The sequence below is a fragment of the Lysinibacillus sp. FSL M8-0134 genome, from assembly GCF_038069745.1.
GTDB lineage: Bacteria > Bacillota > Bacilli > Bacillales_A > Planococcaceae > Lysinibacillus > Lysinibacillus irui.
Genome location: NZ_JBBPAJ010000001.1, coordinates 3,413,269 through 3,428,992, shown reverse-complemented (window position 1 = coordinate 3,428,992; position 15,724 = coordinate 3,413,269). Strand labels below are relative to the sequence as shown.

The window sequence follows — 15,724 nt, the reverse complement described above, 5'->3', positions numbered from 1 at the left end:
TGTTAGTCCTCCTTCATTACAGCATCTATATAGATAGATGGATCATGTAATAGTTTTGCAGCATCGTCCATAAATGGTGTTACCCATTCGGAACCAACCCCGTATGCTACAGAAATAATCACTAAAAGGGCCGTAGGGATAAACAGCATTTTATAGTTTGCTTTGTTAATAGTGCCATGTGTGTTTTTCTCCTCACCCCAAAAGGCATAAAGGAAGATACGGATCACGGACAATAGCACGAGTAGTGAAGAGGCTAATATGAAAATACTGCTCCACATACTTCCAGCCTCAAAGCCACCTTGTACAATCAACAACTTTCCAACAAACCCGCTAAGTGGAGGTATACCAGCAAGACCAAAGGCTGCAATTAAATAACACCAACCAAGAGCAGGATATTTCTTCATGAGACCACCCATCTTACGCAAATCGGATGTACCAGTAATGTAGATGATAATACCAATTAACATAAAGAGCGCGGCCTTAATAAGCATATCGTGAATTAAATAGAACATACCCCCTTTTAATGAAACCTCGTTCATTTGGGAGACTCCAAATAAAATGACGCCGACTGCAATGACAATATTGTAGATAATAATGAGTTTGATATCAAAATAGGCTAAAGCCCCAATACAACCCGCAATAATAGTAGCGATAGCTAATGCCATTAGTAAATCATGCGTATAGGATAAATCGTGTACAAAGAACAGTGTATAGGTACGTGCAATAGCATAAACACCAACCTTTGTAAGCAGGGCACCGAATAGTGTTAATACCGGAATAGGTGCTGCTGCATACGAAGTAGGTAACCAAAAATAGAGTGGGAAAATAGCTGCTTTTAGTCCAAATACCATTAAAAATAGGACAGCAATAACTGTAATAATCCCTGGTTGATTGATATCAGCTATTTTGACGGCAATATCCGCCATATTTAATGTACCTACTACCGAATATAAAAAGGCAACGGTAATAACGAATAAGGCTGATGAAATAACATTAATTAAAATATACTTGATAGAGCCTTTCAGTTGGCCCTTTTCTCCACCTAGAACGATCAGTAAATAGGAAGACATGAGCAATACTTCAAAGAAAACGAACAGGTTAAAAATATCGCCTGTTGTAAAGGCTCCGTTTACCCCAGTTAAAATAAACATAATACCAGGATAATAAAAGAAGCGTTCACGCTCTTTAGTAATGGAACCAAAGCCATACCAAACAACAAAAAATGCAATAAGCAATGTCGTTGTGACGAGTAACGCGGATACCATATCAGAAACCATAGTAATCCCATAAGGAACTGGCCAGTCTCCGAAGGTAACTTTTTGAATACCATCATTTTTCACTTTAAAAAGTAGGGAAATGGCTGAAATAAAAGCAAGTCCAATTCCAAGTAATGAAAATGATCGTTGATACGTTAGATTTTTTTGCCCAAACATTAAAATCATGCCAAAGAAAAACGGGATGATAATGGGCAGTAGTAGGAAGTTATTCATCCTCATCACTTCCTCTCATTAAGCTAATATCATCTGTATTTAGCTCCTGATAGGAACGATAGGCAAGTACCAGGAAGAAAGCTGTTACCCCAAAGCTTATAACAATAGCTGTTAAAATGAGTGCCTGAGGTAATGGATCTGCAAAAGTTTTAGATCCTTCAGTTAAAACGGGAGGTGCTTCCCCACCAAGACCACCCATTGTTAAGATTAGTAAATGGGCACCATGACTGAGCAGGCCCGTGCCTATAATAATACGTAATAAGCTTTTCGATAATAGTAAGTAGACAGCTGCCATAAAGAGAAAGCCGATCACAAAGGCCATAATTATTTCCATTATTCATCCTCCCCAATCGTTTGAATAATGGTCATCGTAACGCCGACAACAACCAAATAGACACCGCTATCAAAAAGCATAGCCGTGTGTAAGGACTGTTTGCCTAGAAGCGGTAAATCGAAATAATCAAAGAAATGAGTGAAAAACGGTTTCCCTACAAACATGGGAAATGCCGCTGTAGCAAGGGCTAAAAGTAAGCCAATTGCTGTTAGATACGTGTAATTAATAGGTAAAATATGACGAACTGTATTAATATCAAAGGCTAACACCAAAAGAACAATCGCGCTTGAAGTTAACAGTCCCCCAACAAAGCCTCCCCCAGGAGTGTAGTGACCAGCTAAAAAGATATGAATGGAGAAGAAGAAAATAATGAAAAATACAATTTTAGCTGTAAATTGTATTATCACATCATTTGTTTTCATGTGTTTTCTCCTTTCTATTCATACGTAGCTTAATCATGGCTAAGATGGCCATACCGGCAATGCCTAGCACTGTAATTTCAAATAATGTATCGAAGCCACGGTAATCTACTAAAATTACGTTGACAATATTTCCACCACCAGCTTTTGAGTAAACGGTTTCCTCATAGTACTTAGAGATGGAAGGAATAAGTTTTTGTGAATGTGATGATAGTGCAACAAGCGTCACCATTACACCAACTGCAATGGAAACAACAGCTCGATTTAACTGAAATCTCATACGCTCTTCGCGTTTACCAAGCTTAGGTAGATGGTAAAACGCCAATAAAAATAGTGCTACAGAGATGGTTTCAATAACTAGCTGTGTTAGCGCTAAATCAGGCGCATTAAAAATGACAAAGAATAATGCAACTGTATATCCAACAGCACCAAGACCGATGATAGCTGTTAAACGAGATTTTGCCAGTATAGTAATAGCTGTTCCAATCAATAACACCAAGATTAAGATAATTTCATATGGCTTGATTGGTGAGGTCTCTTCGAATGAAATACTAAAGGCATCTTTTACAAAAAGAGAGCCGATGACAATAATAGCTATACCACTAAACATATATAGTAAGTAATGACGCATAGAGCCTGTCATATATAGTCGTGATAGACGGTTTAATCCAGTATCTAATCCCTGCATAATTTTGTCGTAAGCATTGTTGAGTGTGAATGCTTGTGGGAATCTTTGATACATTCCTTGCCATTTTGGTAAGGCTACAAATAACAGTACACCTATAATAACAATCCCTATAGTCATGAGTAGCTCAGGGGTAATACCATGCCAAGCTTCTACATGTATATTAATCGCTTGAGGTGTATCATATAAAAATGGTTGAATGGCTTGAACAGCTGGCTTGACAAAGGTATTCCCGATAAAGTTCGGAATAAAGAATATTGTCACAACTAAAGCTGCTAAAAGTATAGGGGAAATTAACATCCCAATTGGCGCCTCATGTGGCTTATGAGGTAATTGTTCAGGCTTATAATTTCCATTGAATGTTTTGAAAACAAAATAAAAGCTATAAATAAATGTGAATATACTAGCAATCCAAGCGATAATAGGGAATAAAGCACCCCATGTATCAAAGCCGAAAAATTCAAACTTTTGAAGTGCAAGCATAGCAGTTAAAAACATTTCTTTACTTAGGAAGCCGTTAAATGGTGGAAGACCAGCCATTGATAAGCTCCCTATTGCCGCAACTGTAAAACTAATCGGCATCATACTCATTAGCCCACCAAGCTTACGAATATCTCGTGTACCTGTTTCATGATCGACAATACCGGCAATCATGAATAGACTACCTTTAAATGTAGCGTGGTTAATCAGGTGGAAGATAGCAGCAAATGCCGCAAATTTTATCGTATCTATGGATTCGCTAGAATGAAAGGCAACTGCACTTACACCTAAGAGCGACATAATAAGACCAAGTTGACTTACTGTAGAGAATGCAAGGATACCTTTTAAATCCGTTTGCTTCACTGCAAAGAAGGAACCCCAGAATAATGTTAAGATACCGATACCCGTAACAAGCCACACCCATAGCTCTGAGGCTGCAAAAATCGGTGTAAATCGTGCAACTAAATAGATACCTGCTTTTACCATTGTTGCAGAGTGCAGATAGGCACTAACTGGTGTAGGCGCTTCCATTGCATCAGGTAGCCAAATATAGAATGGGAATTGTGCGGATTTTGTAAATGCTCCTAAGAGCAATAGAATAAGTGACCAAGTGAATAAAGGATGTTCTACTAAATTAGGTGCCATGGCAATCAATTCTCGGATTGAATAGGTCCCACCCATTAAATAAAGAAGAACGAAGCCACCTAGCATCATTAAGCCGCCACCAACCGTAATCATCATTGATTTGAGTGCGCCAAAACGAGAGGCATCACGAGTATACCAATAGCCAATGAGTAAAAATGACGAAATAGAGGTTAGTTCCCAAAAGAAATATAATGAAATTAAATGATCTGACTGTACTACTCCAAGCATGGCTGACATAAATAACAGTAAGTAAACATAAAAGTTATGTAATTTTTCTTTATGTTTATCTAAGTAAAAAATAGAGTAAAGTACGACTAACGAGCCAATTCCAGTAATGAGTAAAGAAAATAATAAGCTTAGTCCATCCAAATACGAGACGATGGAAATATCAAGCGATGGAATCCAAGGAAGCTCTGCAGTGAATACTTCCCCCTTAGACACTTGAGCAATATATGTTGCATAAATAACCGCAAGCGTAGCAGGTACAGCAAGCACAAACCAGCCTGTGTGAATATTTTTCATGCGTTTATATAATAATGGCACTAATATTGCAGCAAGCATTGGAATGAAAATATAAAGTACTTGTAACAAAAAAACCCTCCTTTATGCAGGTAAGTATATCAATTATAACGTACTTTAATTGGGAATGCATATGCACTAATGGGATTTAGCTTGCGGTCGTGGAAGAATTTTCGTTATATTATAAATAGGAAGTTATCAATAAAAATAGAGGAAAAAAATTTTTTATGAGGAATCCATATATCTATGGTTATTTACCATTAATTACAATTTTATTGTTTAGTTTGACATTTGGCATGTATGCTGTTGGCGAATCCTTACAGATTTTTCAATCGATTGGCGTTTATTCAGGTATGCGGGAATTTTTATCTGATTTTGAATTACGTGTATTTCTCCTTATCGTTTTCGCCATTGTTTTTTTTATGTTATTTTCTGCACTTAAACTAGTAGGGGAAACGATTCATGAGTTAGGTATGCTGTTCTTTTCTAAAGACAACGATGGAGCAACTGTTAGTCAGGCTCGAAGCGGCTATATTATCTTATTTATAGGTGCAATGTGTTCGGCATTTGCCATTCAATTTATTTATGTTTTAATAGGTATTTTTGTGATTACGGTGTTTACATACTTTATTTACCTTATCTATAAAATGAGCCAATTCATGTCAATGAGCAGCACAATCGGTCTATTAATCTTTGAGCTTTTTATGTGGACTATTCTTTTAACACTTGTTATTTATGTTGTGTTGAAACTATACAATGGTATTTTGGCAAGTTTGCCGTTTGCAAATTAGATACACATACTAAAAAGGGTAGCAGTCGCTTCAAGACTGCTACCTTTTAGTTCTACTCAAGTAAAACATTAAATAATTGATGATGGATTTTGTATTCCTCTAACTTTTGCATCGTTTGAGGCTTATCATACCCTAGCCATACAGCTGCAGTATATTCATCATTAAGTCCAGCAAGCCAGTAGTCACGATAGTCATTCGTTGTTCCAGTTTTTGCACCAACGTAGCTGCTGTTACTATAGACACCCTGTCCCGTTCCGTTTGCTACAACATCTGCAAGCAGTTCCCGCATGTATTTTACGGTTTTAGGAGACCAGATTTGATCGCGCTGTGTATCCCAACTATAAAGTTCTGTACCATCTAAAGCAGTGACTTTCCGTATGCTATGGGCTAGAGCATAAGATCCGTCAATAAAGCTTGTATATGCGTCTGCCAGCTCTAGTGTTGTCACACCATAGGTAAGCCCCCCTAAAGAAGCGGCAAAATTATGATCCTTTTCTACAATGGAGCGGAAGTGAAAACGGTCTAAGTAATGGAAGGCCGTTTCCACGCCAACTGTTTGAAAGAGACGCAATGCAGATGTATTATAGCTGTGTCGAAAGGCTGTTCGAATAGACACATCTCCATAGGTATAGCCCCCATAGTTTTGCGGACAAAACGAGCCAACACAGTAACGACCTCCATTCACAATTGAATCGGGTGTATGTGCTGTCGTTTCAAAAAAAGGAGCATAGACGGCTAGTGGCTTAAAGGCTGAGCCTGGCTGACGGGTTCCTTGGAATGCACGATGATAATCAAACTTTTCATAGTTTTTTCCTGCATACAGGCTAACAATTTCTCTCGATTGATTATTTATGACAGCACCTGCTGCTTGCAATTCACCTGTTCCTAGAATGGCTGATATTTTTTCTTCATCGTGTAGCTGCTTAGTTGGATCAAGAGCCGTGTTAATAATTAGTCCATTTTGAAATAAGGTATCCAGTCGTTTGTCTAGTTGTGCCTTAATTGCTTTCTTTTCTTCCTCATTATCGGTATTACTCAGTCGATCGGCGTAACCTTCCTTTTCTGCAACTAACCATTTTAACTCTTGGAGTACATAGGTACTGTACATTGGATAACTTTGAATTTTATCTTTAATATTCAATGTAATCGGTGCAGCCTTATAGGTAGCTGCATCTTCTTTTGTAATAGCCCCATTTATTGCAAGTGTATCTAATAATCGTTCCTGCCTCGCTTTAGTTTGATCGAAATTTTTTAACGGGTTATAAAGTGAGGGGTTATTTGGAATAGCTGCAATAAAGGCTATTTCAGCAATGGATAATTCTTGGAGTGGCTTTTGAAAATAATAAGTAGCTGCTCCACCAATGCCATACACTTGATTGCTAAAATAAGACTCATTCAGGTACATTGTTAAAATCGTTTCTTTATCAAACTCTTTTTCTAATTCATAAGCATAGAAAAGCTCTGTTAATTTCCGTTCGTATGTTTTTTCATCAGATAAATAACGCATTCGAACGAGTTGCTGTGTAATCGTACTACCTCCCTGGGAAGTGGTGTTGCTATTCGAATTCGCAACAACTGCTCTTATGATTGCACTTAAATCAAAGCCGATATGCTCATAAAAATCAGCGTCTTCACTTGTGATGAATATTTCCTGGGCAATTTGTGGAATTTCTTGTAAGGTTAGTGGCTGCCGCCATTCGACATATTCCTCACTAAATGTTTGCCCGTCTTGATCTTTCAGTGTGACAGGTAGCTGTGTTTGTACTTCAGGCAAATGAATAGCCTGTGAAATCTGCTGTTCATGTGCTTGTGCTGTATTGATTTCTGTTCGGATGTTGGTACTAATCCACCATAGAGCCGGTAGGGAAAGAAGTATAATAAAAAAACCAAAAGCCTTTTTCATGTGTGCCTCCACTCTTTCTATAAATCCTTCATCAGAATAACATATTTTGGATTGATTCCAAATACTCGGTCGGACCTATTTCCAGCATTTTGAGAATGAATGTTAAAAGTGCAAAAATCGTCAATACTTTGATGAAGAAAACCAATAGGAAGTATGTTAGACTAAAATGAGGTCAGAAAGGATGAAATGTCATCTTTTTCATTGAAACTGAAATTTATCACTAAAGGAGAGACTTCCATGTTTCCACAATTAACAACAGACGTACAAGCAGGCGAAGTGCTTGTAGAAATGAACACAACATTAGGTGCTATCAAAATTAAATTGTTCCCGGAACATGCACCAAAAACTGTTGAGAACTTTTTAGGGCATGCTAAATCAGGCTATTATAACGGCATCATTTTCCACCGTGTTATTCAAGATTTCATGATTCAAGGCGGTGACCCAACTGGTACTGGTATGGGTGGAGAATCTATTTGGGGTAATTCTTTCGAGGATGAGTTCTCTGATCAATTATTTAACCTTCGTGGTGCGCTATCAATGGCGAATGCAGGTCCAAACACAAATGGTTCTCAGTTCTTTATTGTACAAATGAAGCACCTTCCAAGTGATATGCTTCGTCAATTACAAGGAGCAGGCTTCCCAGAAGAGATTATTGAAGCTTACGCTCAAAACGGTGGTACACCTTGGTTAGACCATAAACACACAGTATTCGGCCATGTTGTAGAAGGTATGGACATTGTAGATAAAATTGCAGATGTAGAAAAGGATTTCCGTGATAAGCCATTAGAAGATGTGAAAATTGAGTCAATTACAGTCTTTGAATAATTCTTATAAGGACGTGTAGAGTATGCAAAATTTAATGTACCAATTTTTATATTTCCCTGAAGATAAATCAGGATATATTCCAGCGGCATTTGAATTTTTAATCATGCTTATTTTATGTATCATCGTGTTTACGCTTTTCCGAAAAATTTCAAAGAAGCAAGAAATGAAATCAAAGGAAATTGAAGCGCGTATCTTAGCAGAGAAGAAAAGTACAAACAACCAACAGAATATTTAATTAAAAAGAATCTGCCTCCACTGGAGACAGATTCTTTTATTTACATTTTTCTTTTAGCCCGACGAACCATGTTTTGTAGCGTTTTAAAGGCAGTGACAAAAACAAGGATTAGGGATAAGCCAATCCCACTTAATGCGGTAATAAAGGCTACCCATTCAAACAGTGTATAGCTCCATATACTCTCAAAATCACTGCTATCCTTCCAACCTTCAATGACTAAGTTCATACCGTAAATACCCGACACAACAGTAAATACAGTTAAGATAAACAGTAAATTATTACTGCGATTATCTGATTGATCTTCTTGTGTTCGGTATAAGCTGTTCAATGTTTCTTTCGTTTCCACATAGTGCTCGTTTATACGGAAATACGTTCGCAGCATTTGAGATATTTCTCTGCCTTCTGTTCGAACAATGACTTCTTCAAAATAATAACGAGCAGAAAACTTTGTGATGAGCTCGATTAATTCGTTGACAACCTGTTTATCTTTGCCCCACTTTATTTCACTATATTCATAGGACAGCTTTAAGAGCATCATTTTATAAAAATAATGAATGAACAGATTGTAATAATGGGTACCCATAAATTCCTGAATACTATGAGTACATTTATCAAAAGGCTTATTTGTAATCGTTATTTGTGCCTGTGATGAGGTGATAATATAACTGTTAGGTGCCCATCGTGTATGAGCGTGTTCTTGCACATAATTAGAGATATATTGAGGATTCGTGCTAGATATAAAAGGCTTGCCATCTGGTGTCCTACCATCCACTTGCCCTAATCGAAATAAATGCTCAGGTAAAATTTCTGCTTCTTCCTCAGCTATTAAATAAGCAGATGCTAACATGCGCTCATCCTCAAAAAAAGGTAAGCCTTCGTAGCTATGATCTTGTTGGTGCAGTAGAAAAGGCCGTAAATAGGGGATGAAATGCTTAAATAATAGTTCACTTGTGGATGAACAATGGCCAAATGAAAAAAGATGACTGGCTCCCTTTTCCTCACGCAACTTAGCCTCTAACACTCTAAAATAGTGAATAAAATTCAAAATATCACTAAGATCATTTGGGGTATCTGTCATGCTTGTCCGTACAGTGACAATACCATTCCCAAAGGGACATAGTGTCACATCGATACTCATCACCTCGTAGTCATAATGGCTGTGACTTTCTTGATGTTGTAAGGAACCTTGTATATAGAATGCTTTTGAAAAACGGATAAAATCAGGACTGTCCATTTCGTTTGGAAATAATTTATCCTCTAAAAAGGGATAGAAAAATTGAGCAAGCTCCTCATGGATAATCGTTATATCACCATAAAATGCTTCTTCAAGAGTGGTGTTATTCAACGTGAAAAAGGAAAAGCCTTCTTGTAATAGTACATCACCAATCTTTTCACGATTATTAGTGGAATAGGCAAAGGGAAAAAGGAACGTCATATATGCGCGTTTAATCGTTAATGGAGCCAAGCTCATGAAAAACACCTCTCTTTACATCCAATTGATAAGATACTTTTCCACAAAATAATCATTTTAAACATAAAAAGGATATCTACCAAAGTGGAGATATCCCATTCTTTTATTTCTTTATTATTGTTCAAAAGCCTTTTTAAATCGTTTTACACCATCTTGTACGGTTTCAAATGAACAAGCTACATTCATACGGAGGAAGCCTCGGCCTTCTTCACCGTATTTTGTCCCTGGTTCTAATGCAAGCTTACCTACTTCTAATAAGCGATTCATAAGATCTTTTTCTTCAAGAGCTAGCTCTCTGTAATCAATCCAAATTAAATAAGTGGATTGTGGTTTCGTCACGCGAATGCCTGGAATCTGCTCTAACTCGGCTTTTACATAGTCCATATTGGCAGAAATATATGTGAGTAGTTCATCTAACCAAGCTGAGCCCTCAGTATAAGCGGCATGAAGTGCTACAGAGGCAAACGTATTCAGTGAGCCTTGCCCACTAGCCATATTAATTGCCTCTAGTTGTAAACGTTTTTTCTTATCTGTCACGATCATATAAGAAACTTGAATTCCTGCTAAGTTAAATGTTTTAGTGGGAGCCATACACGTGACAACACGATTAATTTCATCTCCTGCAATTTTTGCTAAAGGTATGTGTTTTTCCCCATTGATCATTAAATCAGCGTGAATTTCATCAGAAATAATGATGACATCGTATTTAGCGCAAAGTCGTACAATTTCTTTTAAAGTTGCTTCATCCCATACATAACCCCCTGGATTGTGAGGATTACATAATATGTAGGCTTTCACATTTTGCGCTAATGCTTGTTCAAACGCTTCAAAATCATAAACATAGGTACCATCTTTTTCAACTAATGGACAGCTTATAACTTCACGACCATTACTTTTCGGTATGTTAAAGAATGGTGGATAAACCGGTGAGGAGATGAGTACTTTGTCGCCAGGGTTAGTGAAAGCTACAATGCTATTGGCTAAAGCAGCGACGACACCATTGCAGAATACGATAGACTCTTTGTCAATATGCCAGTCATGACGAGTATTTTGCCAGTCTACGATTGACTGGATTGCATCTTCGCCAATAAAACTATAACCAAAAACAGTTTGTGCTGCATGTTGCTGTAATGCCTTTGAAACAGCTGCTGGAGCTGCAAAATCCATATCAGCTACCCACATTGGCAAGATATCAGACGCATCATGTAAGCCATAAACTTTTTCCATTGCGTCCCATTTTACGGAATTTGTACAACGACGTTTAATAGTTTGATCAAAAATAGACAAGCAAATCACTCTTTTCTTTTTTATTTACTATGGTATCATACGAGTATGATCAAAGGATAATAGGTGAGTATTTTGGAAAATATAAAAATGAATCAAGCAGCTGTCCATCTGCTAGAGGAGTGGGATCCATTCCACTTAGGTCCAGACCATTATGATACGGAAACAGCAGATGTTGTAGCGGCATTGCAAGGAATTGATGATCCTTCAACTCTTGCAAAAGTAATTCAAGAAACATATGAGCATTCGTTTGAACAATGGATACCGTTTGAAGATTGTGTAGCCATTTCTTATAAACTGATTGCGATTAAATTTGAAGCAAAATGTATTATTTAAAATATTTTGCATTTTTCTTATAAAAAAGGGGTTGTCATGGGACAACCTCTTTTTTATTGCATATTTGAGGCCACTTCTTATTTAAATAAAGGTAGGATTCCCTGAATGAAAATAATGAATATAGCAATAGGGGAAACGTAACGAATTAACATGAACCAAATAGTAAACATGAAGCTAGATGCAGCCAATTCCTTACGCGAAATATCCTTTGTATAATAATAACCTGCAAAGATAGAAATTAAAAAGGCTCCAATAGGCATGCCTATGCTGTTTGTCATAAAATCAACAAAGTCAAAAATAGAGCGGTCTAAAATTTTTATATCGGATAATATACCAAATGATAGCGCACTTGGAATACCGAAGATGAAAATGATAATGCCGCCAATCCAAGCAATCTTTTTACGCTTTTCAGGTTTGTCTCCAATCGCAATGGCCACAACTATTTCTAACATGGAAATGGAAGAAGTGACTGTAGCAAAAAGTAATAGGATAAAGAAGATTGTTAAGAAAAGACCACCAAGAGGTAACTGCTCGAAGACAGCTGGCAAAATAATAAATACGAGACCCGGCCCTTGATCGGGCGTATAGCCAAGCGCAAATACTGCAGGGAAAATAACAAGACCCGCAAGTAAAGAGATGATAATGTTCATGGATGCAACATTAATCGCAGAGTTACCAATCTTCTCGGTTTTAGACAAGTAGGAGGCATAAGTAATCATTACAGCAATACCTACACTTAGTGAGAAGAATGCTTGTCCTAATGCCATTAAAAACGTTTCAGCGTTAAAGTAAGACCAATCAGGTACAAACATAAATTTAACGCCTTCCATTGCTCCATCTAAAGTTAAGGAGCGTATCACTAACACAATAAAGAAAATGAAGAGTAGAGGCATCATCCATGTGCTTGCTTTTTCGATTCCACCCTTAATACCTGCTGACACAATGACCACTGTTAGCAACATAAATAGTCCTTGTACAAGCACTGCTTCAATTGGGCTGGAAATAATAGTGCCAAATAAATCAGCGTAGTTGATGTCTGAACTAGCATTCGTCAGCTTAAACGAAATGGCGCGTGCTAAGTAGCTTAAAATCCATCCACCAACAACACTATAAAATGATAAAATAAGGCCCGCAATCACCATACCGCCCCAGCCAATTAAATACCAAGGCTTTCCTGGTGCTTGTTCCTTAAATGATGTAACAGCATCTTTTTGTCCTCGTCGACCAATCATAAACTCTGCTATGAGCACTGGTAAGCCAATAAAGAATGTACATAAAATAAATAATAAAATAAAGACACTGCCGCCATTTGTACCTGCCATATAAGGAAATTTCCAAATGGCCCCTAGCCCAATTGCACTTCCTGCAGCAGCTAATATAAACCCAATTTTAGTTGTAAATTGATCTCTCGATGACACGAAAATAAATCCTCCTTATACTAAAGTTTTATTTTACCTCAATATTCGCATAACACAAGCTATTATCAGAATATTGATGATGGCTATTTGTTCATTCCCAGTGGATAGGAACTAGACTGGTAACTTATTAGGAAGGTACTCCTTTTTGAGTAAAAGTTTGTAACAATTGGATGAGAAGTTTCGTTCCATTAACAAAAGGAGGGATCATGTTGACGGAAGCTGAGTTAATAGCGAGGGCACAGAAAGGGGATAAAGATGCTTATATTGAACTTATCCGCATTCATCAACGAACCGTTGAAAAGTTTGCCTTTCAATGTGGTGTACATACAAACGATTTAGCTGATGTTTCACAGGAAGTATTTGTGAAACTGTATCGGTTTTTACATCAATTTAAACAGGATCGATTTACAACGTGGCTTTATAAAATCACTTTAAATGCAACACGTGATTATTATCGGAAGGAACAACGACAGCAGGCAAAAGAGAACAAACTCCATGCTCAGCAACAAAATGCCTATACATCAGCAGAAGATAATGTACTTTTGTTCGAAGAGGACAGGCATCTACACAGTGCTATTCAAGCTCTTGATGAAAAATACCGTTATCCTCTCGTTTTGTATTATTTCCACGAATTAAAATACGAAGAAATCGCTGAAGTCTTAAATATTTCATTATCTACGGTCAAAGTGCGATTATTACGTGCGAAAGAAAAGCTAAAGGCAGCGTTAATGCAGGAGGGGAGTGTTGAAAATGGATGATAAGCAATTTGAGCAACGTATGGCACTACTGAATAAATCCTATGAGCGAATGGAATCACAGTTAGATCCACAACGAGTTCTTCAGCAAATTGATGCCGAGGATTACGCAAGAGAATCTTTAGAAAGCGTCAATATGGCTCAAAAGCCTTCTGCAAAGTGGCAAAAAACGGCTGTATGGATCGCTAGCATTGCCAGTGTGCTCTTGGTAGGTATTTTAATTTCGTCTTATATGTATCCTTCAGCATTCGTTCAGTCAGATGAAGAAAAGATTGAAAGCAGCTATGAAGAGTGGTTCTCTAGTTTACAAAAGAAGTATCAAGATAAACGTGAAAAAACACGCATTGAGTTGAATATACCTGAGGATGACTTTAAGAAACTTTCGTTTGTTGAAACGGCGGACTATATATACAATGATAAAGCTAAAAATAAAAAAATAGTGTTAAATAGAATGGCTTATGATTCAAAATATTTAACGCAGTTAGAGCAAGAAATACTAGATAGTTTGCAAACACCTCGAGAAATGATTGAGCGAATTGAGAAGAACAAAAAACCGATGTCATTTGGCGAGTCTAGATATTTCTTTAGCAAATATTACTACCCAACGAAAGGCGTTTTACAATATTATACAAATGAGCTTTCCCACTATAATACGGTGTTGTCACAAAAAAAGAAAGATTATCCTAAAGAGCTAAATCAGTTAATTGCAACGGCCAAAAAACAATATTTTGAGTTGTCTTATGATGGACAAAACTATAGTTTTAGAACAAATCCCATTTTTATGAATGATGCACCAGTATCTATTGACCGTCTTCATCCTGATGTATTAGGCTATTTTAAATATTTGGCTACGGGCTCTTTATTCAATGGTGAGGATTTACGATTTTCTGCAGAAGAATCTGCTCGTATTTTAAAGTTATACGAAAGAACATTAGTAAATGACCTATCAACATCAGGGCTCGATATCCAAGTGAGAAATTTAAACAAAGAGTTCGAAAATGCCTGGCTTGTATTATTAAAAGGTATTGATGACAAAATGAGATACTCACCCAAACATATAAAGCTATTAAAGGATACGGCAAATGGGAAGTATGGAGAATCGATGCGCTTGACCGCACAATTTATCGTTGAAGAATTTAAGGGAAGTGGGAAATCCAAAACACTAGTTCAGCTAACAAAACAGGATATTGGGATAGAGCTTTCTCGTTTAAGTAATGATGTCTACAGACAATCAGAAGATGGTGCAACAAGTTTGCGTATTGATTTTCGATGGATTTATCAAACTGAATCCCTTTACAATGCCTATATAACAAGTAAAGATGATAGCATTCTAGAATCATTGAATCCAATAAACGTTGTAAGCCTATTCTTATATGCACAAGGTAAAGGTGATCAAGAAACAGCTAAGCAGTTACTATCTCAAGATGTCGATTTAAGGAAAGTGTCTCCATTTGATGGGATGGAACATTTTACAATTCTTTATGCAACAGATGCCTCTCATACAACCATTAAAGCTGGTGTTAAGCCAGAATCAGTTCAACTAATTGGTCAGCATATAACCTTCCAGTTAGGTACAGTGACTACAGGAAAAGGTGAAAAACGTTGCATCATTACAGCCATTTCCGAGTAAGGAGATTTTTTGCCCCGTTTTTACTCGTATGTTATAATTTAAGCGATATATACGTAGCAAACAAATAGAAAGTGGGCAAAGGTTATGGTAAAAAAATATGAATTAGGAGACGTGTTGACCGGAAAAGTTACAGGTATTCAACCATACGGTGCATTTGTTGCATTAGATGACAATACGCAAGGCCTTGTGCATATTTCGGAAATAACATACGGCTTTGTGAAGGACGTTAGTGAATTTTTAGCTGTTGGGCAAGAAGTAGAGGTTAAGATACTTGAAATCGATGAAGAGGCCGAAAAAATAAGTTTATCGATGAGAGCGCTACAGGATCGCCCAGCAACAGTAAGAAAAAAAGATGCACCACCACGCAAATCATTGCAGGACCGTGTAGATGAATCGGATGCAAATGGTTTTAATTCCTTAAAAGATAAATTACAGGACTGGATTGAACAATCCGGTCAATAAGAAAACGAGGATGCTTTCGAATGAAGGTATCCTCGTTTTTTT

At 37.2% G+C, this 15,724-nt stretch carries 15 protein-coding genes; 7 read left to right on the top strand and 8 right to left on the bottom strand.

All coding sequences use genetic code 11. The features are described 5' to 3' along the window. Positions 1–2 precede the first annotated feature (2 nt). From MKY49_RS17475 to MKY49_RS17460, 4 genes are read right to left on the bottom strand one after another with little or no spacing between them, the layout of a single operon-like run. The gene (locus MKY49_RS17475) at positions 3–1,490 is read right to left on the bottom strand and encodes a Na+/H+ antiporter subunit D (RefSeq protein ID WP_341386727.1); all 1,488 of its coding nucleotides are present in this window, start codon (positions 1,488–1,490) and stop codon (positions 3–5) included. Beyond that, positions 1,483–1,824 (bottom strand): Na(+)/H(+) antiporter subunit C, encoded by a 342-nt coding sequence (locus tag MKY49_RS17470; protein ID WP_274794222.1) that lies wholly within the window; start codon positions 1,822–1,824, stop codon positions 1,483–1,485. The genes MKY49_RS17475 and MKY49_RS17470 overlap by 8 nt, the downstream gene beginning before the upstream one ends. Continuing rightward, positions 1,824–2,246 (bottom strand): Na(+)/H(+) antiporter subunit B, encoded by a 423-nt coding sequence (locus tag MKY49_RS17465; protein ID WP_274794221.1) that lies wholly within the window; start codon positions 2,244–2,246, stop codon positions 1,824–1,826. The genes MKY49_RS17470 and MKY49_RS17465 overlap by 1 nt, the downstream gene beginning before the upstream one ends. Next, the gene (locus MKY49_RS17460) at positions 2,233–4,644 is read right to left on the bottom strand and encodes a Na+/H+ antiporter subunit A (RefSeq protein WP_341386726.1); all 2,412 of its coding nucleotides are present in this window, start codon (positions 4,642–4,644) and stop codon (positions 2,233–2,235) included. Before MKY49_RS17460 ends, MKY49_RS17465 begins: the two co-directional genes overlap by 14 nt. 155 nt (positions 4,645–4,799) lie before the next feature. Between MKY49_RS17460 and MKY49_RS17455 the strand changes: the two genes are divergently transcribed. Continuing rightward, complete coding sequence (locus MKY49_RS17455) at positions 4,800–5,363, top strand: DUF5366 family protein (RefSeq protein WP_274794219.1); 564 nt, start codon at positions 4,800–4,802, stop codon at positions 5,361–5,363. A gap of 52 nt (positions 5,364–5,415) precedes the next feature. On the opposite strand, the gene MKY49_RS17450 is transcribed toward MKY49_RS17455, so the two are convergent. Continuing rightward, a complete protein-coding gene (locus MKY49_RS17450) occupies positions 5,416–7,266 on the bottom strand; it encodes a transglycosylase domain-containing protein (protein WP_341386725.1) in 1,851 nt (616 codons plus the stop codon). Between the two features lie 237 nt (positions 7,267–7,503). Between MKY49_RS17450 and MKY49_RS17445 the strand changes: the two genes are divergently transcribed. Together MKY49_RS17445 and MKY49_RS17440 are read left to right on the top strand one after the other, a co-directional pair. Beyond that, complete coding sequence (locus MKY49_RS17445) at positions 7,504–8,091, top strand: peptidylprolyl isomerase (protein WP_274794217.1); 588 nt, start codon at positions 7,504–7,506, stop codon at positions 8,089–8,091. 22 nt (positions 8,092–8,113) lie between these two features. Then, a complete protein-coding gene (locus tag MKY49_RS17440) occupies positions 8,114–8,326 on the top strand; it encodes a hypothetical protein (RefSeq protein WP_274794215.1) in 213 nt (70 codons plus the stop codon). 40 nt (positions 8,327–8,366) lie between these two features. On the opposite strand, the gene MKY49_RS17435 is transcribed toward MKY49_RS17440, so the two are convergent. Together MKY49_RS17435 and MKY49_RS17430 are read right to left on the bottom strand one after the other, a co-directional pair. After that, the gene (locus tag MKY49_RS17435) at positions 8,367–9,797 is read right to left on the bottom strand and encodes a hypothetical protein (RefSeq protein ID WP_322605530.1); all 1,431 of its coding nucleotides are present in this window, start codon (positions 9,795–9,797) and stop codon (positions 8,367–8,369) included. A gap of 114 nt (positions 9,798–9,911) precedes the next feature. Continuing rightward, positions 9,912–11,084 carry a MalY/PatB family protein gene (locus MKY49_RS17430; RefSeq protein ID WP_312505809.1) on the bottom strand — a complete coding sequence of 391 codons (1,173 nt, stop codon included), beginning with the start codon at positions 11,082–11,084 and terminating at the stop codon, positions 9,912–9,914. Positions 11,085–11,156: 72 nt separating this feature from the next. Here MKY49_RS17430 and MKY49_RS17425 point away from each other — a divergent pair, with 72 nt between their 5' ends. After that, the gene (locus MKY49_RS17425) at positions 11,157–11,417 is read left to right on the top strand and encodes a DUF1871 family protein (protein WP_004228396.1); all 261 of its coding nucleotides are present in this window, start codon (positions 11,157–11,159) and stop codon (positions 11,415–11,417) included. Positions 11,418–11,494: 77 nt separating this feature from the next. Here MKY49_RS17425 and MKY49_RS17420 read toward each other — a convergent pair whose 3' ends face one another. Next, positions 11,495–12,835: a sodium-dependent transporter gene (locus tag MKY49_RS17420; RefSeq protein WP_341386724.1), complete on the bottom strand. Its 1,341-nt coding sequence runs from the start codon at positions 12,833–12,835 to the stop codon at positions 11,495–11,497. Positions 12,836–13,044: 209 nt separating this feature from the next. Here MKY49_RS17420 and MKY49_RS17415 point away from each other — a divergent pair, with 209 nt between their 5' ends. The 3 genes from MKY49_RS17415 (at position 13,045) to yugI (ending at position 15,682) form a co-directional block, all read left to right on the top strand. Continuing rightward, the gene (locus tag MKY49_RS17415) at positions 13,045–13,593 is read left to right on the top strand and encodes an RNA polymerase sigma factor (RefSeq protein WP_341386723.1); all 549 of its coding nucleotides are present in this window, start codon (positions 13,045–13,047) and stop codon (positions 13,591–13,593) included. Continuing rightward, on the top strand, positions 13,586–15,220 hold the full coding sequence (locus MKY49_RS17410; protein ID WP_341386948.1) for a hypothetical protein: 1,635 nt from the start codon (positions 13,586–13,588) through the stop codon (positions 15,218–15,220). Before MKY49_RS17415 ends, MKY49_RS17410 begins: the two co-directional genes overlap by 8 nt. 84 nt (positions 15,221–15,304) lie before the next feature. Next, positions 15,305–15,682, top strand: coding sequence for a S1 domain-containing post-transcriptional regulator GSP13 (yugI, locus tag MKY49_RS17405; protein ID WP_004228409.1), 378 nt, complete (start codon positions 15,305–15,307; stop codon positions 15,680–15,682). Positions 15,683–15,724: the final 42 nt, after the last annotated feature.

Bases quoted from the DNA above. Each gene is read 5' to 3' on its own strand.
- MKY49_RS17435 (WP_322605530.1), bottom strand. From the start codon at position 9,797: ATGAGCTTGGCTCCATTAACGATTAAACGCGCATATATGACGTTCCTT.
- MKY49_RS17465 (WP_274794221.1), bottom strand. From the start codon at position 2,246: ATGAAAACAAATGATGTGATAATACAATTTACAGCTAAAATTGTATTT.
- yugI (WP_004228409.1), top strand. From the start codon at position 15,305: ATGGTAAAAAAATATGAATTAGGAGACGTGTTGACCGGAAAAGTTACA.
- MKY49_RS17450 (WP_341386725.1), bottom strand. From the start codon at position 7,266: ATGAAAAAGGCTTTTGGTTTTTTTATTATACTTCTTTCCCTACCGGCT.
- MKY49_RS17470 (WP_274794222.1), bottom strand. From the start codon at position 1,824: ATGGAAATAATTATGGCCTTTGTGATCGGCTTTCTCTTTATGGCAGCT.
- MKY49_RS17410 (WP_341386948.1), top strand. From the start codon at position 13,586: ATGGATGATAAGCAATTTGAGCAACGTATGGCACTACTGAATAAATCC.
- MKY49_RS17475 (WP_341386727.1), bottom strand. From the start codon at position 1,490: ATGAATAACTTCCTACTACTGCCCATTATCATCCCGTTTTTCTTTGGC.
- MKY49_RS17445 (WP_274794217.1), top strand. From the start codon at position 7,504: ATGTTTCCACAATTAACAACAGACGTACAAGCAGGCGAAGTGCTTGTA.
- MKY49_RS17455 (WP_274794219.1), top strand. From the start codon at position 4,800: ATGAGGAATCCATATATCTATGGTTATTTACCATTAATTACAATTTTA.
- MKY49_RS17440 (WP_274794215.1), top strand. From the start codon at position 8,114: ATGCAAAATTTAATGTACCAATTTTTATATTTCCCTGAAGATAAATCA.